The following is a 21,275-nucleotide window of genomic DNA, read 5'->3' as shown; positions in this document are numbered from 1 at the left end:
TCAGTCCTGTTTCGGCTTGGCTTCTTCGCGGCGGTTGTAACCCGCGACCATGTCAAACCGGAACAGGCGGCACTCAAGCGCACCATTGAAGAACGGCGTCTTGCGCGCTTCTCTCAGGCGCAGCAGCTTTGGCAGCGACAGGTCGGCGGTGAACAGGAACACCGTCCAGCCGGCGAAGCGCTGCTTGAGCGTGGTGCCCAGCGCCGAGTAGAAGCCAACGGCCATTTCGTCGGCCGGGATGGTGCTGTCGCCGCGCACGCCGATACGCTCGCCGTACGGCGGGTTGGTCAGCAGGATGCCCGGCTGCTCGGTTGGCGGTTTGACTTCCTGCGCCTCGATCTGCTTGAGCGGCACGTCGAACATGATGCCGGCCATCTTCAGGTTATGGCGCGTCATCGCCACCATGTCACCCGAGATGTCGGAGCCGAAGATGGTCGGCGACTCAGGCAGCGGGTTTGGCTTGATCGCGTGCTTCATCGCCAGCCATGGCGCCGGATCGAAAGTGTGGAACTTCTCGAACGCGAACTTGCGGCGCGCGCCCGATGGAATGCCCTGCACCTGCTGGGCCGCTTCGATCAGGATGGTGCCCGAACCGCACATCGGGTCGAACAGCACCGTGCCCGGCTTCCAGCCCGACACGCGCAGCATGCCGGCGGCCAGGTTCTCGCGCAGCGGCGCGTCGCCTGTCTCTTCGCGCCAGCCGCGCTTGAACAGCGCTTCGCCCGAGGTGTCGAGGTAGATGGTGAAATTGCGCTGGTCGAGGAAGCCGACGATGCGCATGTCCGGCTCGCGGGTGTTGACCGACGGGCGCTTGTTGAACTGGTCGCGGAAGCGGTCGCACACGGCGTCCTTGATCTTCAGCGTGGTGAATTCAAGGCTGCGCAGCGGCGACTTGACCGCGGTGACGTCGACGCGGATCGTGTGGTCGACATCGAACCAGTCTTCCCACGGTTGCGCCAGCACGAGGTCGTAGATGTCGTTTTCGTTCGAGTAGCTCGAATGGCCCATGCGCATCAGCACGCGCGACGCGATGCGCGAGTGCAGGTTGATGCGGTAGGAGTCAGTCAGGTCGCCCGAGCAGTGAACCCCGCCCGGCACCTGGTTGTGCACCTTCATGGTGGTGCTTTGCTGGGCGATCTCGCCCAGTTCCTCGGCCAGCGCCGCTTCCATGCCGCGCGGGCATGGGCAAAAATATGAAGCCATGGTGTACCCTTTATCCGTTGTAAAAATGAAGTCTTGCGCTGTCTATTCCAGCGCGCGCCTGACGAAGTCAAGCCGGTCCTGCCCCCAGAAGCCCTCGCCATCGACGACGTACCAGGGCACGCCGAAGACGTTTGCCGCGATGGCTTCTTCGGTATTGCGGTCATATTGTTCCTGCACGCCCGGCGTCTGCGCGGACTTGAGCAGCATGCGCCCATCGAAGCCGCACAGGTTGGCGACCTGCGCCAGCGTGTCCTCGTCGGCGATGTTCTTTTCCTCGGCCCACAGCGCGCGCATGATCGCGCCCGACAGCTCGAGCGCCGCGTCGGCGCCAAGGCTGGTGCGCGCCGCGATGATCAGGGTCGACGCCGCATCCGGCGACACCGGAAAGAACTGCGGCTGTACGTTCATCGGCAAGCCGAGGAATTTCGCCCAGCGCTCCAGCTCGACCAGGCGGTAGGCCTGGCGCTGCGGGGCGCGCTTGGCCAGCGGCAGTCCTCCCGACACGCTGAATACTTTGCCAAGGTCAAAAGGTTTGAGCTCGACCTGCGCGCCGGTCTCGCGCGCGATGTCCACCAGGCGCTGGTGGCCCAGGTAGCACCACGGTGACTGCGGCGACAGGAAATACTCGACAGTTTTGCTCATGCCATCACCTCGATCAGAAAGGCTTGACCACCACCAGGATGACGATCGCCAGCAGCAGCACGACCGGCACTTCGTTAAACCAGCGGTACCAGGTGTGGCTGCGCTTATTGGCGGCGTTCTCGAACTTCTTCAGCAGGGAACCGCATGCGTGATGGTAGCCGATGGTCAGTACGACCAGCGCCAGCTTCGCGTGCAGCCAGCCGCCCTTGAAGCCGTAGCCGAGCCAGAGCCAGACGCCGAACACCACAGCGGGAACCATCAGGATCGACGTGAACCGGTACAGCTTGCGCGCCATCAGCAACAGGCGCGCGTGCGCCACCGTTTCGGACTCCTGCGCCAGGTTCACGAAGATGCGCGGCAGGTAGAACAGGCCGGCAAACCAGGAGGTCACGAAAACGATGTGCAGTGCTTTAATCCAGAGCATAAGGGTCCAGTCTTTGGTTAGTTACGTACTTCGCCGTGTCCGAACACGACGTATTTGAGGGAAGTCAGTCCTTCCAGTCCGACCGGGCCGCGCGCATGCAGCTTGTCGTTCGAGATGCCGATTTCGGCGCCGAGGCCATATTCGAAGCCGTCGGCGAAGCGGGTCGACGCATTGACCATCACCGATGCGGAGTCCACCTCGCGCAGGAAGCGCATGGCGGCGCTGTAGTCCTCGGTGATGATCGACTCGGTATGCTTGGACGAATAGGCGGCGATGTGGTCCATCGCCTCGTCGATGCCGCCGACGACTTTGACCGCGAGGATCGGCGCCAGGTATTCTGTTTTCCAGTCTTCCTCGACGGCTTCGACCAGGTGCGGGTAGCCGGCCAGCAGCGCGAACGCTTCCGGATCGGCGCGCAGCTCCACCTGTTTGGTCGCGTACAGTTCTGCGAGCCTGGGCAGCACGGCTGGCGCGATGCTGCGCTCGACCAGCAGCGTTTCCATGGTGTTGCAGGTGCCGTAGCGGTGGCACTTGGCGTTGAAGGCCACCGGCACCGCCTTGGCGAGGTCGGCCCTGGCGTCGATGTACACGTGGCAGATCCCGTCGAGGTGCTTGATCATCGGGACTGTCGCTTCGGCCATCAGGCGCGCGATCAGGCCCTTGCCGCCGCGCGGCACGATGACGTCGACGTATTCGGGCATGGTGATCATGGCGCCGACGGCGGCGCGGTCAGTGGTGTCGACGATCTGCACGCCGTGTGCGGGCAGACCGGCGCCGGCCAGGCCCTCGGCAACGATTTTCGCCAGCGCGCGGTTGCAGTTGATTGCCTCCGACCCGCCGCGCAGGATGGTGGCGTTGCCGCTCTTGATGCACAGGCCCGCCGCGTCGACCGTCACGTTCGGCCGCGCTTCGTAGATGATGCCGATGACGCCCAGCGGCACGCGCATCTGGCCGACCTGGATGCCGCTCGGACGGACTTTCATGTTCGAGATTTCACCGACCGGGTCGGGCAGCGAGACGATCTGGCGCAAGCCTTCGACCATGGTGGTGATTGCGGCGTCGGACAGGGTCAGGCGGTCGATCATGGCCGGGTCGAGGCCGGCGGCCTTTGCGGCGTCGAGGTCGAGCTGATTGGCGGCGCGCAGCAGGGCGGCATCGCGCACGATGGCGTCGGCGATCAGCAGCAGCGCGCGGTTGCGGGTGGCCGTGTCGGCTTTCGCCATCGCGCGCGATGCAGCGCGGGCCAGGCGGCCGGTTTGTTGCATGTAGTCGGTGATGTTCATAGTGTGCGATTCTTTATGCAGCTGTTCGGCGGAGGCGTGCTGCGCACTTATCCGCCCTACGGTCGCGGGGTTTCGTAGGGCGGATAAGCACAACGTGCGCATCCGCCGTTTTCGATCAGCCCCTGGCCACCTTCAGAGCCAGCTGCAGCATCGCATCCCACGCGTCGCCCGCGAACGCCTTGGCGCGCAGGCCCTTGACCATCTTGTCGACCTGCGCGGCTTCGCGCATCGCCGCTTCCAGTGTCGGGAGGCTGATGCGCCGCAGCGCCGGTTCCATCATGCGCTCGCGCGGACCCCAGATACGGTATTCCTTGAGCAGCACGCCGAGCGGCCTTCCCTGCGCCATCCCGGACTTCAATTTTAACAGCGTGCGGATTTCCTCGGCGACCGCCCATAAAACCAGCGGCAGCGCCTCGCCCTCGCCTTTCAAGCCTTCCAGCATGCGCACCAGCCGCGCGGCATCGCCCGACAGCATCGCCTCACTGAGCTTGAACACGTCGTAGCGCGCCACGTTCAGCACCGCGTCGTGGATCTGCTCGAACGTCAGCTTGCCCGGTTCATGCAGCAGCCCCAGTTTCTGGATCTCCTGGTGCGCCGCCAGCAGGTTGCCTTCGACCCGGTCGGCGATGAAGTCCAGCCCCTGGCGGTCCGCGCTTTGTCCCTGCGCCGCAAGGCGGGTGCCGATCCATCCCGGCAGCTGCGCGCGTTCGATGGTCGGAATCTCGATGTACACCGCAGCCTGCTGCAAGCTCGCCACCCACGCCGCCTTGGCCGTCTGCCAGTCCAGCTTGGGCAAGGTGATCAGGGTCAGGTTGTCGGGGTTGAGGTCCTTGGCGTAGCTTTGCAGCGCGGCGCCGCCATCCTTGCCCGGCTTGCCGGTGGGGATGCGCAGTTCGACCAGCTTCTTGTCGCCGAACAGCGACATGGCGTTGTTCGCCGCCAGCAGCTCGCCCCACTTGAAGGTGCGCTCCACCGTCAGCACGTCGCGCTCAGAATAACCATTGGCGCGCGCGGCCTTGCGGATCTTGTCGGCCGCTTCCATCGCCAGCAGGTGCTCGTCGCTGCTGATCACATACAGCGGCGCGAGCGACTTGGCCAGGTGTCCTTCGAGCGCGTCAAACCGCAGTTGCATCGCCTGCCCTCACACCGGCTTGATTGCGGCCAGGCGGCGCAGGATCTGCTGCACCAGGTCGGTCTGCATGTCGCGGTACAGCAGCGCTTCTTCCGATTCCTTCGCCAGCACTTCGGTTTCGTTGAAGGTGATCGAACGCTTCAGGTTGATCTCCGTCGGGCCAAGCAGCTCGGCGCCAGCCTTGTCGCGCACGCGGAATACCAGCGTGTACGTCAGCAGGTATTCGCGCACGCGGCCCTGGCTGTTCAGCGACAGGATCGCTTTGCCGCGCGATTCGGACATGACGTCGAGGCGGGCTTGCGCCAGCGCCGGATCGGCTACCACTTCGGTGTCGCCGCCGCGCAGGTTGCGCTTGAGCTCAGTGCCAAGCGGCGAGGTCTCCGGGAACGCCAGGTAGATGCTCTGGAACGGCATGTTGAAGCGGCCGTCCGACCCGCGCAGGTGGAAGCCGCAGGCGCTCAGCGACGCAGCGAGGACGGTCAGCGCGATGGCGCGGCGAAGGACTTTCATCGCTTACACCACAATGCTGATCAACTTGCCCGGAACGACGATCACCTTCTTCGGCGGCGTCTCGACGAACTTCTGCGCGGTTTCGGAGGCCAGCGCCAGCGCTTCGATGGCGGCCTTGTCGGCGTCCTTCGGTACCTTGACCGAACCACGCAGCTTGCCGTTCACCTGGATCATCATCTCGATCTCAGCCTGCTCCAGCGCCGCGGGGTCGACCTGCGGCCACTGCACGTCGAGGATGTCGCCGTGGACCTTGGCGAAACCGAGTTCCTGCCACAGCGCGTGGGTGATGTGCGGCGCCACCGGGTTCAGTACGCGCAGGAAGATCGACAGGCCTTCGGCGATCACTGCGTCGGTGGCAGCGCCGTCTTCCAGCTTGCTCGACTCCAGCGTGTTAAGCATCTTCATGCAGGCCGAAACGACCGTGTTGTACTGGATGCGCTTCAGGTCATAGTCTGCCTGCTGCAAAATCTTGTGCAGTTCGCGGCGCAGTGTCTTGTGCGCTTCGGCGGCGCCTTCGATCGAAGGGTTCGCGATGCCGTTGGCCACGCGGCCCGACTGCGCATACGCAAACGCCCACACGCGGCGCAGGAAGCGGCTGGCGCCTTCAACGCCGCTGTCCGACCATTCCAGGGTCTGTTCCGGCGGCGACGCGAACATCGTGAACAGGCGGGCCGTGTCGGCGCCGTACTGCTCGATCTGCGCTGCCGGGTCGATGCCGTTGTTCTTCGACTTCGACATCTTCTCGGTGCCGCCGATCTGCACTTCGCCGCCGTCGGCCTTCAGCTTGGCGCCTTGCGGGCGGCCCTTGTCATCCAGCGTCAGGTCGATGTCGGCCGGGTTGTACCAGGTCTTCTTGCCCGCCGCGTCTTCACGGTAGTAGGTTTCGTTGAGCACCATGCCCTGGGTGAGCAGGTTGACGAACGGCTCGTCGAACTTGACCAGGCCGAAGTCGCGCATCACCTTGGTCCAGAAGCGCGCGTACAGCAGGTGCATGACCGCGTGCTCGATGCCGCCGATGTACTGGTCCATCGGCATCCAGTAGTCGTTGCGCGCATCGACCATGGCGTCGTTCGAGCCCGGCGAGGTATAGCGCATGTAGTACCACGACGAATCGACGAAGGTATCCATCGTGTCGGTCTCGCGGCGCGCAGGCTTGCCGCACTTTGGGCAGTCGCACTTGAGGAAGGCTTCGTGCTTGTTCAGCGGGTTGCCGGTGCCGTCCGGGACGCAGTCTTCCGGCAGCACGACAGGCAGGTCTTTTTCCGGGACCGGCACCACGCCGCACTCGGCGCAGTGGATCATCGGGATCGGGGTGCCCCAGTAGCGCTGGCGCGAGATGCCCCAGTCGCGCAGGCGGAAGGTGGTCTTCTTCTCGCCCAGGTTTTGCGCGGCGAGGTCGCCGGCCACGGCGTTGACGGCGGCGATGTAGTCCAGGCCATCGTACTTGCCCGAGTTGATCAGCTTGCCGTGTTCCTTGTCGCCGTACCATTCCTGCCATGCGTCGAGCGAATATTCCTTGCCTTCGCTGGCGACCACCTGCTTGATCGGGAGGCTGTATTTTTGGGCGAACGCGAAATCGCGCTCGTCGTGCGCCGGCACGCCCATCACGGCGCCGTCGCCGTAGGTGATCAGGACGTAGTTGCCGACCCAGACTTCGACCTGCTCGCCGCTGACCGGGTGGGTGACGTACAGGCCGGTCGGCATGCCCTTCTTTTCCATCGTCGCCATGTCGGCTTCGATCACGGAACCCAGTTTGCACTCGGCGATGAAGGCAGCCAGCTCCGGGTTGTTCTTCGCGGCTTGCTGCGCCAGCGCGTGTTCCGGCGCGACTGCGCAGAAGGTCACACCCATGATGGTGTCGGCGCGGGTGGTGAACACATACAGCTTGCCGTCGTTGATCAGGGCGCCGTCGTCGCCCTTGATCTGGTGCGGGAACGCGAAGCGCACGCCGGTCGACTTGCCGATCCAGTTCGCCTGCATCACGCGCACGCGCTCAGGCCAGCCTGGCAGCTTGTTGTCGACGTAATCGAGCAGTTCATCCGCGTAGTCGGTGATGCGCACGTAGTACATCGGGATTTCGCGCTTCTCGATCAACGCGCCCGAGCGCCAGCCGCGCCCGTCGACGACCTGCTCGTTGGCCAGCACGGTCTGGTCGACCGGATCCCAGTTCACGGTGCCGGTCTTCTGGTAGATGATGCCCTTTTCGAGCATCTTCAGGAACATCCACTGGTTCCACTTGTAGTATTCGGGTTTGCAGGCTGTCATTTCGCGCGACCAGTCGATCGCCAGGCCCATCGAGGACATCTGGTCCTTCATGTGGGCGATGTTCGCGTAGGTCCACTGCGCCGGCGGCACGTTGTTGGCCATTGCCGCATTCTCGGCCGGCATGCCGAACGCGTCCCAGCCCATCGGCATCAGCACGTTGTAGCCGTTCATCCGCAGGTAGCGGTACATCACGTCATTGATCGTATAGTTGCGCACGTGGCCCATGTGCAGCTTACCGGACGGGTAAGGCAGCATCGAGCAAGCGTAGTACTTACCCTTTGGGAAACGCGGGTCGTTTTCAACCGCCTTGTAGGCGTCGATCGCCTTCCAGTGGGATTGGGCGGCTTGTTCGACGTCGGCTGGACTATATTTATCTTGCATGATGGTGTGCGGCCTAGCGTGGCCCGGCTAAAAGTGGTGGATATGAACAGGACATTATACTGGTTCAGCATTCCTTGCGGCGGTGCAGCGAACTGGTGGGCTGAACTATAAAGAATGGGCCTTGTCTAATGATTATGACAAGCCAATTTGACTCGCTGGAGTACGCACAACGGCTGGAACGCGCGGGCGTTCCTGGAGATCAGGCCGCTGTTCACGCGCAGGTGCTGCATGAGGCACTTGGACAAGTTGTATGGGCGCGGCAATTATCTGCAGCTGAGGACGGCTTGCGCCTCGAACTCAGGCAGATCGAAGAACGATTAACGAATCAAACAATGCGCATGCGGGACGAGTTAAGCATCAAGATCGAACTGGTCCGCGCCGAACTGAGCGGGAAAATTGAGACGTTACGTGTTGAACTCGAAGCTAAAATTGAGGGAATCCGTACGGAGCTCAAGTACATGCGCTGGTTGTTCGGCGTAGTCATTGCCCTGAACACTGCGATACTTGTAAAAATGTTGAGTGTCTGACAATCCGGGATTACCATTGCGTTTTCTGACCAGGAGACGAGCATGATCCACGGAATGCGTACCACCAAATATCCTGTAGCTGATCTGGCTAAGGCGAAAGCATGGTTTGCCGAAGTTTTTGGAAAGGCGCCTTATTTCGACCAGCCCTTCTACGTCGGCTTCGAGATCGGCGGGTTTGAACTGGGACTGGTGCCCGACGGCGAGCCGGGAACGCAGGGCTGCACCGCGTACTGGGGAGTCGATGATATCGAGGCCGAAGTCGCACGCATCGTCGGCCTGGGGGCCAAGGTGCACGCGGATATCCAGGATGTCGGCGATTCGATCAAGGTGGCCGAGCTGCAAGATCCGTTCGGTAATTTGCTGGGGCTGATTTATAACCCGCATTTTGACTTGAAGGCGGTGCGGTAAGGGTTCGCTCGCATCCGTTGTGCTGCATGTCGTTCCCGCGCAAGCGGGAATCCATACTGGGCGGCTCGATCGTTGACGCTTGGGTTCCCGCTTGCGCGGGAACGACGACGATATGGCGGATAAGCAAAATCGGCGGATGCGCGCCTTGCGCTTATCCGCCCTACGCGAAATACCGGGGTGCGGTTAGCGCAGCACCAGCGCCAGCGCCGGCTTCTCGCCGTAATCCTCGTAGCGTTCGTTGATGCCGCCGACGCAGAACGCGACCTCCTCCAGCAGCTCCGGCGCCTTCTCGCGCATCGTGGCCGCATCCTTCACGACGATCTCCAGCTTCTCGTTTGCGCCCAGCTTGAACCTGGTCATGCCGTCTTCATCGCGCAAATAGCTCAGGCAATCCACCCAGGCATCCATCGTGTCGCTGTACGACTCCGGAAAGCCGAACGCGCGGCGGCACTCGGCGTGGAAGGCTTGTTCGCTATCGATTACCGCACCGTTCAGTTCAACGCTGGCCATTATTTTTTCTCCTTGACGGGATCGGTGACGAAACCAAGCTTCGTCAGCCCCTTCGACTGCGCGGCCGCCATCACCTGGGCGACCACTTCGTATCGGGTGTTCTTGTCTGCGCGTAGCTGCAGTTCGGGCTGCGGATCGAGCAGCGCGGCCTCGGACATCAGCACGGCCAGCGCGTCCTCGCCTACCGCTTCCTCATTCCAGTATACCGCGCCTTCGCCGTCGATCGCGATGCTGACGGTGTCGGCCTGCTGCGCGCTGGCTTGGGCCTGCGCCTGTGGCAGGTCGAGCTTGACCGAGTGCGTGAGCATCGGCGCAGTGATGATAAATATGATCAACAGCACCAGCATCACGTCCACCATCGGCGTGACGTTAATGTCGCTCATCATCGATGGCTGCCGCTGCGGATTGAAGGAGCCGAATGCCATGCTGGCCTACCTGCCGGTGAAGTAGGACTGCAAATCGTGCGCGAAGCCGTCAAGCTCCGCCAGGGTCATGCGGTTGAAGCGGTTGAAAGCGTTGTAGGCAAGGACCGCGGGAATCGCCACCACCAGCCCGAAGCCGGTCATGATCAAGGCTTCGCCTACCGGCCCGGCCACTTTATCGATCTGCACGGTTCCGCTGGCCGAGACGTTGGCCAGCGCGTGGTAGATGCCCCATACGGTGCCGAGCAGGCCGACGAAAGGCGCGGTGGCGCCGATCGATGCCAGCAGGGTCAGGCCGCCTTCGACGCGGTGGGTGGCGCGGGTGATCTGCTGGCGCAGGATGCGGATGACCTGCTCGTCGCGGCTCATCTCTCCGGCCAGCGTGCTGCCGGCACTTGCGTGCGCGCGGCCGTGCACCGGCAGCGGCGAGTACACGCCTTCGCGGTCGGCCAGCGTCAGCAGGGTGATGCCGTCGTCGAGCGTCGGCGCGGACCAGAATGCGTCGACCGCGCCGGCTGCCTTGCGCACCCGCCAGGTGCTGTAGGCCTTGGCCAGGATGCAGAACCAGCTGACCAGCGACATCGCCAGCAGCAGGTAGGCCACGCCGTGGCCAATGGCGTCACCCTGCTCCCAGTAGCGGGCAAGGCTGAACGGGTTATCGACAGGCGGCGTCATCTCGCCCGATTAACGCGGCAGCGCCAGCACGTCCTGCATGTCATACAGTCCGGTGGCTTTGTCGGCGAGGAAGCGCGCGGCGCGCAGTGCGCCGTGGGCGTAGGTGACGCGGCTGCTCGACTTGTGGCTGATCTCGATGCGCTCGCCGATGCCCGCAAACAGCACGGTATGGTCGCCGACGATGTCGCCGCCGCGGATGGTGGCAAAGCCAATGGTCGACGGGTCGCGCTCGCCGGTTACGCCTTCGCGGCCGTAGACGGCGCATTCCTTCAGGTCGCGGCCCAGCGCGTCGGCGATCACTTCGCCCATCTTCAGCGCGGTGCCGGACGGCGCGTCCACCTTGTGGCGGTGGTGCGCTTCGACGATCTCGATGTCGTAGCCTTCGGACAGGCTCTTGGCCGCCATCTCCAGCAGCTTGAGCGTGACGTTCACGCCCACGCTCATGTTCGGCGCGAACACGATGGCGGTCTTTTCGGCCGCGGCGCGGATCGCCGCCTTGCCCGCGTCGTCGAAACCGGTGGTCCCGATCACCACCTTGATGCCGTTGGCGGCGCAGTATTCGAGGTGCTTGAGCGTGCCTTCAGGCCGCGTGAAGTCGATCAGGTAGTGCGCATCGGCCAGCCCTTTGGACAACTCGGACTGGATCGCCACCCCGGCCAGCTGTCCCGAGAACGCGCCCGCATCCGTGCCGACCGATGGCGAACCCGCCACGTCCAGCGCGCCGGCCAGTACCGTATCCGGGGCGGCGGCAATCGCCTCCACCAGCATCCGGCCCATGCGCCCGCTGGCGCCTGCTACTGCAATCTTCAGCTCGTTCATCGCGCCTGCTTACTTGTTCATCTGGATTTTGCCGACGTTGGCGTCGTTCTTCTGTACTTCCGCATCCGGCTTCTTCTTGGCCTTGCCGGCGATGCGCTCGATGTATTCGCGCTCGGTCGGCAGGTTGCCGCCGTCGAACTTCTCGACCTTGTTGTCCTTGAAGTAGACGGTCACGCGGCTGGAAGTCAGCTCGCCATCGCCGCGCGCCAGGTAGAACGGGTAGTCCCAGCGGTCCTGGTGGAAGATGTCGGTCAGCAGCGGCGTGCCAAGGATGAAGATGACTTGCTCGCGGGTCTGGCCGACCTTCAGCTGGGCCAGCATTTCCTGCGACACGAAGTTACCTTGCTGGATGTCCGGGCGGTAAGGCGAGAACACCCACAGGAATTTCTGCAGGCGGCTGGCCTGCGTGGTCTGCGCACCGGCATTGGCCGCGGCCGCGCCGTCGGCGCCGCTGGCCCTGGCCGCGTCAACCGGGGCGGCCGGGCCCGTCAGGTCGCGCCAGGCGGCGCAACCGGACAGGGTCAGGCTGGCGCACACGAGGGCCGCCACGAGCGGGGCGCGGACGTAAAAACGGTACGAAACAGCATTATTGACGCGCATAAGTGACCTCGATACGTGAAACGGAAGCTAGGCACCCCCGTATAAAACGCTATATGATAAAGCACTAAGCCAATTAGCGAGTAACAAACATGAGTTCCAATCCAACCGACCTGAAGGCAAGCGGCCTGAAAGCAACCCTTCCGCGCCTGAAAATCCTCGAAATCTTTCAGAACAGCGAGGTCAGGCACCTGACGGCCGAAGACGTCTACAAGATCCTGCTGTCTGAGAATATGGACGTGGGACTGGCCACCGTGTACCGTGTGCTGACCCAGTTCGAACAGGCTGGCCTTCTCAACCGCAACCATTTTGAGACCGGCAAGGCCATTTTCGAGCTGAACGCAGGGTCGCACCACGACCACCTGGTCTGCCTCGACTGCGGCCGGGTGGAAGAATTTTTCGACGACGAAATCGAATCGCGCCAAAACAAGGTTGCCGCCGAGCGCGGCTTCAAGATCGCCGAGCATGCGCTGGCGATTTACGGCAACTGCATCAAGCCGGCCTGCCCGCACCGCAGCTAAGCGGGCAACAGGCCGGCAGCCCTTGCCGGCCTAGAGGGACTTCAGGTATTCAGCCACGTCCTTCACTTCGGCTTCGCTCAATCCCAGCGATTTGCGCACATTGTAGGTCTGCACGACGTCTTCCAGGCTCGCAGCGCTGCCGTTATGAAAATACGGCGCGTGCTGCCATACGCCCCGCAACGGCGACGTCCGGTAAAACCCTGTGGTCTGACCCCGATTTGGGAAATGTTGCCCGGTGGCGGTGCGCGACGCATAGCTTGGCACGCCCGGCGCTTCCGGCTCCCCCACCGTATCGGCGACCGGGTGCAGGCGGAAATTGGCGTCGGTGAACTTCGGCCCGCTGTGGCAGCTGATGCATTGCGCCTTGGTGGCAAACAACAATCCGCCCCGCGCTGCCGCCCCGATATTGAAGCTGCCCGGCGGCGCGGCAGGCGCGTCCAGCGACAGCTGATAGGCACGCAGTGCGGGCAGCTTGGGGCTGACCAGGTCGACCGTGCCGTTGGTCACGTTGACGCCGATGCGCGGGTCGGAAAACGATCCCAGCCCGCCCATCTGGGTCACTGCGACGTAGCGGTTCCAGTACGTCACATCGTTGCCGTCACCCGTAAAGGTGACGCTGTGGATGCCGCGCAATCCATACGCGGGCGGGATCACCACCGCTCCATTCTTGCCGTCCTGGTTAAATCGCGGGTCGTACTTGCCCTTGCCCCAGGAGTTGTACACGGCCTTCTGCGCCTCGCTCAGCGCGGGCGACAGGGCAATGATCGCGCCCGGGTTCAGGTCGCGGTTGGCCCAGCCGTCCAGGCGTTTGCCGATTCCAGGAGCAAAAGAGTCGTCCACCGTCGAGTGGCACAGGGCGCAGGTGACGCCGACCCGCACCAGCCTGTCCTTGCCGTGGATCGTCTCGACCTTGCCGGCGATGCCGACCACGGCGTTGAGCTTGATCAGCGCTACCGTGGTGGCCGGGCTTTTCAGGTCGATGCTGCCGTCCTTGATCCCCTGCACCACCGCCGGCGGCAAGGCCTCCGCGTCCACTTTCAGTCCCACCGAAAGCGCCGTGACAGGGTCGACCGCCGATTCGATCACCTGGTGCATGCGCAAGCTATCGGTCCAGCGCGCCTCGTCGCCGAAGGTGTCGAAGCGGAACACCTGCTTCCCCTGCTTGACCAGTTCCGGATCCAGCGGCTCCGGCGGTGCGGGATCGTCGCTGCCGCATGCCGACAGGACGGCCATGGCCGCCACCAAGGCGGTGAGGCACAAGTTTTTGATAAGCATGGTTGTCTCCTTGTCTCAAGAAAATGTGGATCGATTCGAAGCCTCCCGCTTCGATAGCGAACTCAAGCACTCTTGCGTCCGACTGTAGGGCAAGCGCGGGCTCGCGTACCCGTCCTCGACAAACCTGGGCTTCCTTTTAAAAGTCGGGACGAAGCACTGCAACCGGCGGCGCTCGCGCGCGGCTGGCATGGCTAGCGGCGGGAGTGGGTCAGGCGCCGGGTGGTGACGCGATGCGCGCGATCACGGCGGCGACAATGCGGTCGCAGCGCTCGCCGTCGAACGAGAACACGCTTTCGAAGGCCAGGTCGACCTCCTGCAGCAGCGCGGTGCGCAGCTGGGAGCGGGCGCGGAAGAAACGGGTTCGCACCGTCGCTTCCGGGATGCCCAGCGAGTGGGCGACTTCTTCGTTGCTCATTTCCTCGACCGCGCGCAGCACGAAAACCATGCGGAACGCTTCCGGGAGCGCGTCGATCGATTGTTCCAGGATGCGCCGCGCCTGCGCGCGCATCGCGCCCATTTCAGGTGAGCTGCCCGCCTCTGCCTCCATGCCGGTCTCGCTGTCGTCGTTGCTAATATGGTCCGCGCCCGGATAAAGCTGCATCACCTCGGCGCCGCGGCTGCGCTTGCGCGCGCGGGCAATCGATGCGTTGACCACGATGCGCGTCAGCCAGGTGGACAGGCGGGCGTCGCCGCGGAACTGGCTGATCGAGCGGTAGGCCTGCAGGTAGGCGTCCTGCACCGCGTCTTCGGCGTCGCGGTCGTCGCGCAGGATGCTGCGGGCGGTACGGAACAGCAGCTGGTTATGGCGCCGCATCAGCAGCACGAAGGCCTTCTGGTCGCCTGCGGCGATGCTGCGCGCCAGCTCGGCATCGGTTGCCGGCTCGGGCGCAGCGCTGTGGGTCATGGTCGGCATGGGGCTGGCTCTCTGCTTGAGGTGATATGAGCCATTAGATGAAGGCTGCGCCCGCGGCGTTCCCGCGCGCCGCCAGATAAGCAGGAGAGCGTTGTTACTGGTGGCTCAGCGCGTTCGACAGCAGCTTGGCGGTAATGTCGACAATCGGGATCACGCGCTCGTAGGCCATGCGGGTCGGGCCGATCACGCCGAGGGTGCCGACAATTTTGCCGTTGACTTCATACGGCGCCGTGACCACGCTCATCTCGTCCATCGGCACCAGCTTCGATTCGCCGCCGATGAAGATCTGCACGCCGGTAGCCTTGCTCGACACGTCGAGCAGCTGCATCAGGCCGGTCTTTTGCTCGAACATGTCGAACATCTGGCGCAGCGAGTTCATGTTCGAGGACAGGTCGGACACGCCCAGCAGGTTGCGCTCGCCGGAGATAACCATGTCTTCCGATTCGGCCATGGCCTCGCTGCCCGCCTCCACGGCCGCCTGCATCAGGCGGCCCATGTCGTCGCGCAGCTGCTGCAGCTCGCCAGTCAGGCGCGCACGCACCTGGTCGAACGACAGGCCGGCGAAGTTCTGGTTGATGTAGTTAGCCGACTGCACCAGCTGCGACGGCGAGTAGTCGACGTCGGTCAGCAGCATGCGGTTCTGGACATCGCCGCGCGGGTCGACGATGACGAGCAGGATGCGCTTTTCGGACAGGCGCAAAAATTCGATTTGCTGGAAAACCGATTCGCGCCGCGGGCTCATGACCACGCCGGCGAAGGTCGACAGTGACGACAGCATCTGCGCCGCGTTGGCGATGATCTTCTGTGGCTGCTGGGCCGGGAAGTGCATGCGCGATTCAACCGATTGCTCATCGATATGCTGCACGGTCAGCAGCGTGTCGACAAAAATGCGGTAGCCGCGAGGCGTCGGGATACGGCCGGCCGAGGTGTGCGGGCTGGAAACGTAGCCCATTTCCTCCAGGTCGGACATGATGTTGCGGATCGTTGCGGGCGACAGGTCGAGGCCGGAGATTTTCGACAGCGCGCGCGAGCCGACCGGCTGGCCGTCGGCGATGTATCGCTCGACCAGGGCTTTCAGCAGGGTTTGGGCACGGTTATCGAGTTGCATGATTGTTCTGCGGGTACTGGCTGTGGACACGCCTATTATGCACTTTCGACGAACGCAAGTGTGCGCTAATGCATCAGCAGCCGCGCCTGCTACACGTCGCCGTGCTCGCGCCTGAGCCAGTCGATCAGCTCGTCGAAGCTGGAGCAGATCGCATCGGGCACCACATCGTGCTCCAGGTGGGCTGCGCTGCCGCTGCGGTTCAGCCACACCGCGCGCAGCCCGGCCTTCTGGGCGCCCTGCACGTCGAGCAGCACATCGTCGCCGACATAGACCGCGTCTGTCGGCGCCACGCCCAGCAGGCGGCAGGCCTCGTGGAAGATCGCCGCGTCCGGTTTCGCGTGGCCCAGCTGGTGCGCCGCCACCGACACCTTGAAGTGGTGCGACAGCCCGATCGCCTCGAGGTCGGCATTGCCGTTGGAAATCGACCCGATGGCCACCCGGGATTTCAGGCGCAGCAGCCCTGGCACCACGTCGTCGAAGGGCACCACGGCGTTGCGGGCGGCGAAAAAATTGACCATCGCCAGTTCCACCTTGTCGAGGTCTTCACCGGCTTCCTCGAACGCCGACTTGAGGCCGGCGCGGCGCAACTCGCCCAGGTCGAGGCTGAATTCAGGCTGTTTTGCCAGCAGCGCCAGCCTGGCCTGGCGCAGGTTCTCGATCGAAAACCGCTCGGCGACGCGCGGCGCGTGCTCCTGCAGCCAGGCATGCAGGGTTTGCTCGGCCTGCAGGATGACGGGGGTAATCGGCCACAAGGTATCGTCGAGGTCGAACAGGATAGCCTTCGGCCAGGCGCGGCGGATCATCGGGTTCATATAGCAAGCATAGCCACGCCGCGCCCAAAAATCAAACCGCGGCCCGGACCGCTGGTTACAGCAAGATACAAAGGCGAATAAGCCTGCCGGATGGCAAATGCACTAAAATGACGAGCAAACAATTTTACCCTTGATGGCGCCGGCCCGTAGCCCGCCCGTACCCTGTTCGTTTTTGGAGAAATTATGAAAAGTTTGTACCTGCGTTCCAGCCTTGCGCTGGCGTGCGCATTGGGCCTGGCGGCTTGCGGCGGCGGCAACGACAACCTGCAGCTTGGCGGCAGCGTGACCGGCCTGCTCAAGACCGGCCTGGTAGTCCAGAATAAAGGTGGCCCCGACCTGGCGATCCCGGCTGGCGCGACAAGCTTTGTTTTCCCCGAACTGATCGGCAGCGACGACGATTTCGACGTCACCATCAAGACCTTGCCTCCAAGCACCAAATGCGACGTGGTCAATGGCAAGGGCAAATCGGGCGCGTACAGCGTGTATTCGGTGGAAATCCGTTGCACCACGACCAGCTATGACCTCGGCGGCACGATCACCGGCCTCGACGCGAACGGCCTGATCCTGATCAACGGCAGCCAGCGCCAGGAGATTCTTGCCGGCGCGACCAGCTTCACCATGACCAAATTCAAGGAAGACAAGGTCACCTACGACAGCGGCCGCGTACCTGACGGCCAGCCGTACGGCATCACGATCCTCCAGCAGCCGACCGGCCGCACCTGCAGCGTTGCAAACGGCACCGGAACGATGGGCAGTTCGGCTGTCACCAACGTGGTTGTCACCTGCGGCTAAGCGCTACTACTATCTACTGGAGCATTCTATGAAATCATCTTCCCTGCGCCCTGCACTGGCGCTTGCGCTGGCACTGGGCCTGAGCGCGTGCGGCGGCAGCGCCTCCTTCAGTGTCAACGGTACTGTCTTCGGCCAGGAATATCCTGGGCTGGTCCTGACCAACAACGGCACTGACCTGCCGATCGCGGTCGGCGCCACCACCTTCAGCTTCCCTGGCTCGCTCGAATACGGCGACACCTTCGATGTCAAGGTCAAGACCAATCCGCCCCACCAGACCTGCGAACCGGACACGCGCTTCAGCACCGGCACTGCGGGCCGTACGGCATCGATCAATGTCCCGATCGGGTGCCGCGTCAATACGTTCTCGCTTGGCGGCAAGATCACCGGCCTGACCACCGATGGCCTCGTGCTGACCAACGGCACCACCGGCGGCACTGTCGGCATCGTCAAAGGCGCGGCCGGTTTTGCATTCCCCGTGCAGGTTGCCTTTGGCCAGAGCTATGGCGTGACGGTATTGACCCAGCCCACCGGCCAGACCTGCGTTGTCAGCAACGGCATCGGCGTGATGGGCGACGCCAACGTAGAAAATATCGCGGTCACCTGTAATACCTCGATCGGAGGATGAGATATGTAATTTGCGCATAACGGGTATTGGAAAGATAAATTAGCGTTATATTCCGTGCTGCAGCATAATTGCACCTGTCTCCTCCAACTCTCCTCAGAAAAGAATTGGATTTAAGCCCGCCTTCAAACAGCGGGCTTTTTTTTATTCTTTTTTTCCGGCAACTGCAAGCGGGTGCCAGAGTCATGCGCTCGTCACACAGCGGTCACTTGGCGGTCATGTTCGGCCGATAGAATCGATTGGCTTGATTAACCAACAACGCCAAGGACCCTGCATGAACAAGCCGAATGACCTGTTGTGCCACGTCGACGCCGACGATATCGACTGCAACGATTCGCCTAACGAACACTTCAACACGATCCTTAACGCCCGCCTGAGCCGCCGCAGCCTGCTGCGCGGAAGCTTTGCCTCGGCCGCGACCGCCGTGCTGGGCGCCACCGGCCTGTCGGCCTGCGGTGGCGACAACGGCCCGCCCGACCCGGTCCCGCCGGTCAGCCCGGCACCCGCCCCGGAAAAACTGCTGGCCTTTGGCGCCGTATCGAAAAGCCTGGCGGACACCGTCGTGGTGCCGGCCGGTTACACCGCCACCGTGCTGTATGCGCTGGGCGACCCGCTTTCGGCCACCACCCCGGCGTTCAGGAACGACGGCACCGATAGCGACTTCGAACAGCGCGCGGGCGACCACCACGACGGCATGGAATTCTTCGGCCTGACCGCGGCAGGAACGCCGTCGACCAGCAGCTCGGACCGCGGCCTGCTGGCGATTAACCACGAAGCAACCACCGACGAGCAGCTCTCCTCGTTCTTCCTGCACCCGACCGGCGGCACCACCACGCTGCCGCGTCCGGCCGCTGAAGTCGACAAGGAAGTGGCGCTGCATGGCGTGGCCGTGGTCGAAGTGAAGAAAAGCGGCAGCGCCTGGCAGTACGTCAAGGAGTCGTCGTTCAACCGCCGCCTGACCGCGCTGTCGGACATGGAACTGTCCGGCCCCGCACGCGGCAACGCCCTGTTGGTGACCAAACATTCGCCGACCGGCGTGCGCACCCGCGGCACCCTGAATAACTGCGGCACCGGCAAGACCCCATGGGGCACCTTCCTGACCGGCGAAGAAAACTGGTCGGGCTACTTTGCGCGCGGCGCGGCCGACGACGCGGCGCGCGGCAACGACAAGAGCGTGGTCGCGCTCAAGCGCTACGGCCGCAGCCAGGGCGCCAGGTCGCGCCACGGCTGGGAGACCGGCGGCAGCGACGACAAGTACGCGCGCTGGAACAACAGCAAGCTGGGCGCCTCGGCCAACGGCAGCGACGACTACCGCAACGAGATGAACGGCATGGGCTACATCGTCGAGATCGACCCGTACGACAAGAGCAGGGCCGCGCGCAAGCGCACCGGCCTGGGCCGCTTCGCCCACGAAAGCGCGGCGTTCTCGGTGCCGGCGGCCGGCCAGCCGCTGGCCGTCTACATGGGCGACGACTCGCGCAACGAATACATCTACAAATGGGTGTCGGCCGCGGCATGGTCGGCGCAGGACGCGGCGCCGGCCGACCGCCTGGCCACGGGCGACAAATACCTCGACAACGGCAAGCTGTATGTGGCGAAGCTCAATGCCGACGGCAGCGGCCAGTGGATCGAGCTGTCGCTGGCCAATGCCGCCATCGCCGCGTACGCGGCGTACAAGTTCGCTGACCAGGGCGACGTCATGGTGAATGCGCGCCTCGCGGCCGACGCCGTTGGCGCGACCAAGATGGACCGCCCGGAATGGTGCTCGGTCAATCCAAAGAACGGCGAGGTGTACTACACGCTGACCAACAACTCCAACCGCACCGTCAATCCGTCCGGCTCGTCGCAGCTGGCGCCTGACAGCGCCAACCCGCGCGCCTACACCGACATGAAGGGCGCGTCGGCGCAGAACGGCAATCCAAATGGCCACATCCTGCGCCTGAAGGAAGGCGCCGGCGCGGCGCAGGCGACCTCGTTCACCTGGGATGTGTACCTGTTCGGCGCGGAAGCATCGGCCGACGCGGGCAAGGTCAACCTGTCGAACCTGACGGCCGACCAGGACTTCTCCAGCCCGGACGGCCTGGCGTTCAGCCCGTACACCGGCATCTGCTGGATCCAGACCGACGACGGCGCGTACACCGATGTCACCAACTGCATGATGCTGGCGGCGATACCTGGGCAGGTGGGCGATGGCGGCAAGGTCACGCTGAACTACGCACAGGCCTCAGGCGCGACGCTGGCGGTCGATACCTTCGTGGGCAAGAAGGCCGCGCCGGACACGCTCAAGCGCTTCCTGGTCGGCCCTGTGGGGTCGGAGATCACGGGGATCGCGGAGACGCCGGATGGCAAGACGATGTTCGTCAACATCCAGCATCCGGGTGAGAACACGTCGCAGGCCAACCTGGCCGACCCGTCGAAGTACACCAGCCAGTGGCCTGGCAACGCGGGTTACGGCGCGGGCAAGCGGCCGCGGTCGGCAACGATTGTGATCACCAAGAACGACGGCGGCAGGATCGGGTCGTAAGCGCCAACCGTAGGGCGGATAAGCGCGAAGCGCGTCATCCGCCGAATAGAAGCATGCGCCATGTTGACGCACGCCTTTGTTCGGCGGATGACGCTTCGCTCTTCCGCCCTACGTTATTCTACGACTGCGGTCGTAACAAGTTCGCCAGCGCCACATACTGCTCCAGGCTCACCGTCTCCGGCCTGGTCTGGGGGTCAATCCCCGCCTCCACCAGCTGCGCCTCGGTGAACATCCCCGCCACGCAATTGCGGATCACCTTGCGGCGCTGCGAGAACGCCTTGGTGACCACCGCTTCCAGCGTCGCGCCATCGCAAGCCAGCTTGCGCCTGGTCGGAATCATGCGCACGATCGCCGAATCCACCTTCGGCGGCGGGTCGAACGCGGTTGGCGGCACGATGAACAGCAGCGACATGTCGTAACGCCACTGCAGCATCACCGACAAGCGCCCGTACACCTTGCTGCCCGGCTCGGCCACCATACGCTCGACCACTTCCTTTTGCAGCATGAAGTGCTGGTCTTCGATCAGGTGCGCGAACTCCGCCAGGTGGAACAGCAGCGGGCTCGAGATGTTATACGGCAGGTTGCCCACCACGCGCAGCTTCTGGCCTTCTGGCACCGGGATCTGGCCAAAGTCGAACTTGAGCGCGTCGCCCGAGTGGATCGTCAGCTTCTCGCGCGGGAAGGCCTTTTCGAGGCGCACCACCAGGTCGCGGTCCAGCTCCACCACATGCATGTGGGGCAGGCGCTTGAGGATCAGCGCCGTCATCGCGGCAAGGCCCGGCCCGATTTCAACCATCGCCTGGCCCGGCTCGGGATTGATCGCTTCAATGATGGCGTCGAGGACGAATTTGTCGGTCAAAAAATTCTGGCCGAAGCGCTTGCGAGCGATGTGTTTCATGATTTCTTTTCG

General features: G+C 63.6%; 23 protein-coding genes. 6 read left to right on the top strand and 17 right to left on the bottom strand.

Annotated features, from left to right (window positions below):
• The 7 genes from LMJ30_RS19355 to leuS all read right to left on the bottom strand — a co-directional run bounded on the left by LMJ30_RS19355 (position 1) and on the right by leuS (position 7,840).
• Entirely contained in the window at positions 1 to 1,203 is a 1,203-nt protein-coding gene (locus LMJ30_RS19355) for a THUMP domain-containing class I SAM-dependent RNA methyltransferase (protein WP_371873051.1), read from the bottom strand.
• Positions 1,204 to 1,245: 42 nt separating this feature from the next.
• A complete protein-coding gene (locus LMJ30_RS19350) occupies positions 1,246 to 1,845 on the bottom strand; it encodes a 2-hydroxychromene-2-carboxylate isomerase (protein ID WP_229434212.1) in 600 nt (199 codons plus the stop codon).
• A 13-nt stretch (positions 1,846 to 1,858) separates the two neighbouring features.
• Positions 1,859 to 2,269: a CopD family protein gene (locus tag LMJ30_RS19345; RefSeq protein WP_229434211.1), complete on the bottom strand. Its 411-nt coding sequence runs from the start codon at positions 2,267 to 2,269 to the stop codon at positions 1,859 to 1,861.
• Positions 2,270 to 2,286: 17 nt separating this feature from the next.
• Positions 2,287 to 3,552, bottom strand: a complete 1,266-nt coding sequence (locus LMJ30_RS19340; protein ID WP_229434210.1) for a glutamate-5-semialdehyde dehydrogenase — start codon at positions 3,550 to 3,552, stop codon at positions 2,287 to 2,289.
• Positions 3,553 to 3,667: 115 nt separating this feature from the next.
• Entirely contained in the window at positions 3,668 to 4,684 is a 1,017-nt protein-coding gene (gene holA, locus LMJ30_RS19335; protein WP_229434209.1) for a DNA polymerase III subunit delta, read from the bottom strand.
• Positions 4,685 to 4,693: 9 nt separating this feature from the next.
• On the bottom strand, positions 4,694 to 5,194 hold the full coding sequence (locus LMJ30_RS19330; protein ID WP_229434207.1) for an LPS-assembly lipoprotein LptE: 501 nt from the start codon (positions 5,192 to 5,194) through the stop codon (positions 4,694 to 4,696).
• Between the two features lie 3 nt (positions 5,195 to 5,197).
• On the bottom strand, positions 5,198 to 7,840 hold the full coding sequence (leuS, locus tag LMJ30_RS19325) for a leucine--tRNA ligase (protein ID WP_229434206.1): 2,643 nt from the start codon (positions 7,838 to 7,840) through the stop codon (positions 5,198 to 5,200).
• A 128-nt stretch (positions 7,841 to 7,968) separates the two neighbouring features.
• On the opposite strand from leuS, the gene LMJ30_RS19320 reads away from it, so the two are divergent.
• Positions 7,969 to 8,367: a gp58-like family protein gene (locus LMJ30_RS19320; protein WP_229434204.1), complete on the top strand. Its 399-nt coding sequence runs from the start codon at positions 7,969 to 7,971 to the stop codon at positions 8,365 to 8,367.
• A 42-nt stretch (positions 8,368 to 8,409) separates the two neighbouring features.
• A complete protein-coding gene (locus tag LMJ30_RS19315; RefSeq protein ID WP_229434202.1) occupies positions 8,410 to 8,775 on the top strand; it encodes a VOC family protein in 366 nt (121 codons plus the stop codon).
• 183 nt (positions 8,776 to 8,958) lie between these two features.
• Here LMJ30_RS19315 and LMJ30_RS19310 read toward each other — a convergent pair whose 3' ends face one another.
• Genes LMJ30_RS19310 through LMJ30_RS19290 form a run of 5 tightly spaced genes read right to left on the bottom strand, consistent with a single transcriptional unit; the run spans position 8,959 to position 11,801 of the window.
• Positions 8,959 to 9,285 (bottom strand): barstar family protein, encoded by a 327-nt coding sequence (locus tag LMJ30_RS19310; RefSeq protein WP_229434200.1) that lies wholly within the window; start codon positions 9,283 to 9,285, stop codon positions 8,959 to 8,961.
• On the bottom strand, positions 9,285 to 9,710 hold the full coding sequence (locus LMJ30_RS19305; protein WP_229434199.1) for an ExbD/TolR family protein: 426 nt from the start codon (positions 9,708 to 9,710) through the stop codon (positions 9,285 to 9,287). Before LMJ30_RS19305 ends, LMJ30_RS19310 begins: the two co-directional genes overlap by 1 nt.
• Before the next feature lie 6 nt (positions 9,711 to 9,716).
• Positions 9,717 to 10,382: a MotA/TolQ/ExbB proton channel family protein gene (locus LMJ30_RS19300; RefSeq protein ID WP_229434197.1), complete on the bottom strand. Its 666-nt coding sequence runs from the start codon at positions 10,380 to 10,382 to the stop codon at positions 9,717 to 9,719.
• Positions 10,383 to 10,391: 9 nt separating this feature from the next.
• The gene (dapB, locus tag LMJ30_RS19295; RefSeq protein ID WP_229434195.1) at positions 10,392 to 11,201 is read right to left on the bottom strand and encodes a 4-hydroxy-tetrahydrodipicolinate reductase; all 810 of its coding nucleotides are present in this window, start codon (positions 11,199 to 11,201) and stop codon (positions 10,392 to 10,394) included.
• 9 nt (positions 11,202 to 11,210) lie between these two features.
• A complete protein-coding gene (locus tag LMJ30_RS19290; protein WP_229434194.1) occupies positions 11,211 to 11,801 on the bottom strand; it encodes an outer membrane protein assembly factor BamE in 591 nt (196 codons plus the stop codon).
• A gap of 89 nt (positions 11,802 to 11,890) precedes the next feature.
• Here LMJ30_RS19290 and fur point away from each other — a divergent pair, with 89 nt between their 5' ends.
• Complete coding sequence (fur, locus tag LMJ30_RS19285) at positions 11,891 to 12,319, top strand: ferric iron uptake transcriptional regulator (protein ID WP_229434193.1); 429 nt, start codon at positions 11,891 to 11,893, stop codon at positions 12,317 to 12,319.
• 30 nt (positions 12,320 to 12,349) lie between these two features.
• Here the strand turns inward: fur and LMJ30_RS19280 are convergent, their stop codons facing one another.
• From LMJ30_RS19280 to LMJ30_RS19265, 4 genes are all read right to left on the bottom strand, one after another.
• Positions 12,350 to 13,594, bottom strand: a complete 1,245-nt coding sequence (locus LMJ30_RS19280; RefSeq protein WP_229434192.1) for a c-type cytochrome — start codon at positions 13,592 to 13,594, stop codon at positions 12,350 to 12,352.
• A 208-nt stretch (positions 13,595 to 13,802) separates the two neighbouring features.
• Entirely contained in the window at positions 13,803 to 14,507 is a 705-nt protein-coding gene (locus tag LMJ30_RS19275) for an RNA polymerase sigma factor (protein ID WP_229434191.1), read from the bottom strand.
• 94 nt (positions 14,508 to 14,601) lie between these two features.
• Complete coding sequence (gene hrcA, locus LMJ30_RS19270; protein ID WP_229434190.1) at positions 14,602 to 15,615, bottom strand: heat-inducible transcriptional repressor HrcA; 1,014 nt, start codon at positions 15,613 to 15,615, stop codon at positions 14,602 to 14,604.
• Between the two features lie 89 nt (positions 15,616 to 15,704).
• Positions 15,705 to 16,418: an HAD family hydrolase gene (locus LMJ30_RS19265; RefSeq protein ID WP_371873068.1), complete on the bottom strand. Its 714-nt coding sequence runs from the start codon at positions 16,416 to 16,418 to the stop codon at positions 15,705 to 15,707.
• Positions 16,419 to 16,610: 192 nt separating this feature from the next.
• On the opposite strand from LMJ30_RS19265, the gene LMJ30_RS19260 reads away from it, so the two are divergent.
• The 3 genes from LMJ30_RS19260 to LMJ30_RS19250 all read left to right on the top strand — a co-directional run bounded on the left by LMJ30_RS19260 (position 16,611) and on the right by LMJ30_RS19250 (position 20,365).
• Positions 16,611 to 17,219 carry a hypothetical protein gene (locus LMJ30_RS19260; RefSeq protein ID WP_229434188.1) on the top strand — a complete coding sequence of 203 codons (609 nt, stop codon included), beginning with the start codon at positions 16,611 to 16,613 and terminating at the stop codon, positions 17,217 to 17,219.
• 28 nt (positions 17,220 to 17,247) lie between these two features.
• A complete protein-coding gene (locus tag LMJ30_RS19255; protein ID WP_229434187.1) occupies positions 17,248 to 17,844 on the top strand; it encodes a hypothetical protein in 597 nt (198 codons plus the stop codon).
• A 271-nt stretch (positions 17,845 to 18,115) separates the two neighbouring features.
• Positions 18,116 to 20,365: a PhoX family protein gene (locus LMJ30_RS19250; RefSeq protein WP_229434186.1), complete on the top strand. Its 2,250-nt coding sequence runs from the start codon at positions 18,116 to 18,118 to the stop codon at positions 20,363 to 20,365.
• A 118-nt stretch (positions 20,366 to 20,483) separates the two neighbouring features.
• Here LMJ30_RS19250 and rsmA read toward each other — a convergent pair whose 3' ends face one another.
• Positions 20,484 to 21,263 carry a 16S rRNA (adenine(1518)-N(6)/adenine(1519)-N(6))-dimethyltransferase RsmA gene (rsmA, locus tag LMJ30_RS19245; RefSeq protein ID WP_229434185.1) on the bottom strand — a complete coding sequence of 260 codons (780 nt, stop codon included), beginning with the start codon at positions 21,261 to 21,263 and terminating at the stop codon, positions 20,484 to 20,486.
• Between the last annotated feature and the right edge of the window lie 12 nt (positions 21,264 to 21,275).

The organism is Massilia agrisoli, assembly GCF_020831365.1.
Classification (GTDB): domain Bacteria; phylum Pseudomonadota; class Gammaproteobacteria; order Burkholderiales; family Burkholderiaceae_D; genus Telluria_A; species Telluria_A agrisoli.
Note: the sequence above shows the minus strand (reverse complement) of the source record. Positions and strands in the feature narration are given on the sequence as shown.

Coding starts and splice junctions, on each gene's coding strand:
- LMJ30_RS19355 (WP_371873051.1), bottom strand. CDS start 1,203: ATGGCTTCATATTTTTGCCCATGCCCGCGCGGCATGGAAGCGGCGCTG.
- LMJ30_RS19350 (WP_229434212.1), bottom strand. CDS start 1,845: ATGAGCAAAACTGTCGAGTATTTCCTGTCGCCGCAGTCACCGTGGTGC.
- LMJ30_RS19345 (WP_229434211.1), bottom strand. CDS start 2,269: ATGCTCTGGATTAAAGCACTGCACATCGTTTTCGTGACCTCCTGGTTT.
- LMJ30_RS19340 (WP_229434210.1), bottom strand. CDS start 3,552: ATGAACATCACCGACTACATGCAACAAACCGGCCGCCTGGCCCGCGCT.
- holA (WP_229434209.1), bottom strand. CDS start 4,684: ATGCAACTGCGGTTTGACGCGCTCGAAGGACACCTGGCCAAGTCGCTC.
- LMJ30_RS19330 (WP_229434207.1), bottom strand. CDS start 5,194: ATGAAAGTCCTTCGCCGCGCCATCGCGCTGACCGTCCTCGCTGCGTCG.
- leuS (WP_229434206.1), bottom strand. CDS start 7,840: ATGCAAGATAAATATAGTCCAGCCGACGTCGAACAAGCCGCCCAATCC.
- LMJ30_RS19320 (WP_229434204.1), top strand. CDS start 7,969: ATGATTATGACAAGCCAATTTGACTCGCTGGAGTACGCACAACGGCTG.
- LMJ30_RS19315 (WP_229434202.1), top strand. CDS start 8,410: ATGATCCACGGAATGCGTACCACCAAATATCCTGTAGCTGATCTGGCT.
- LMJ30_RS19310 (WP_229434200.1), bottom strand. CDS start 9,285: ATGGCCAGCGTTGAACTGAACGGTGCGGTAATCGATAGCGAACAAGCC.
- LMJ30_RS19305 (WP_229434199.1), bottom strand. CDS start 9,710: ATGGCATTCGGCTCCTTCAATCCGCAGCGGCAGCCATCGATGATGAGC.
- LMJ30_RS19300 (WP_229434197.1), bottom strand. CDS start 10,382: ATGACGCCGCCTGTCGATAACCCGTTCAGCCTTGCCCGCTACTGGGAG.
- dapB (WP_229434195.1), bottom strand. CDS start 11,201: ATGAACGAGCTGAAGATTGCAGTAGCAGGCGCCAGCGGGCGCATGGGC.
- LMJ30_RS19290 (WP_229434194.1), bottom strand. CDS start 11,801: ATGCGCGTCAATAATGCTGTTTCGTACCGTTTTTACGTCCGCGCCCCG.
- fur (WP_229434193.1), top strand. CDS start 11,891: ATGAGTTCCAATCCAACCGACCTGAAGGCAAGCGGCCTGAAAGCAACC.
- LMJ30_RS19280 (WP_229434192.1), bottom strand. CDS start 13,594: ATGCTTATCAAAAACTTGTGCCTCACCGCCTTGGTGGCGGCCATGGCC.
- LMJ30_RS19275 (WP_229434191.1), bottom strand. CDS start 14,507: ATGCCGACCATGACCCACAGCGCTGCGCCCGAGCCGGCAACCGATGCC.
- hrcA (WP_229434190.1), bottom strand. CDS start 15,615: ATGCAACTCGATAACCGTGCCCAAACCCTGCTGAAAGCCCTGGTCGAG.
- LMJ30_RS19265 (WP_371873068.1), bottom strand. CDS start 16,418: ATGATCCGCCGCGCCTGGCCGAAGGCTATCCTGTTCGACCTCGACGAT.
- LMJ30_RS19260 (WP_229434188.1), top strand. CDS start 16,611: ATGAAAAGTTTGTACCTGCGTTCCAGCCTTGCGCTGGCGTGCGCATTG.
- LMJ30_RS19255 (WP_229434187.1), top strand. CDS start 17,248: ATGAAATCATCTTCCCTGCGCCCTGCACTGGCGCTTGCGCTGGCACTG.
- LMJ30_RS19250 (WP_229434186.1), top strand. CDS start 18,116: ATGAACAAGCCGAATGACCTGTTGTGCCACGTCGACGCCGACGATATC.
- rsmA (WP_229434185.1), bottom strand. CDS start 21,263: ATGAAACACATCGCTCGCAAGCGCTTCGGCCAGAATTTTTTGACCGAC.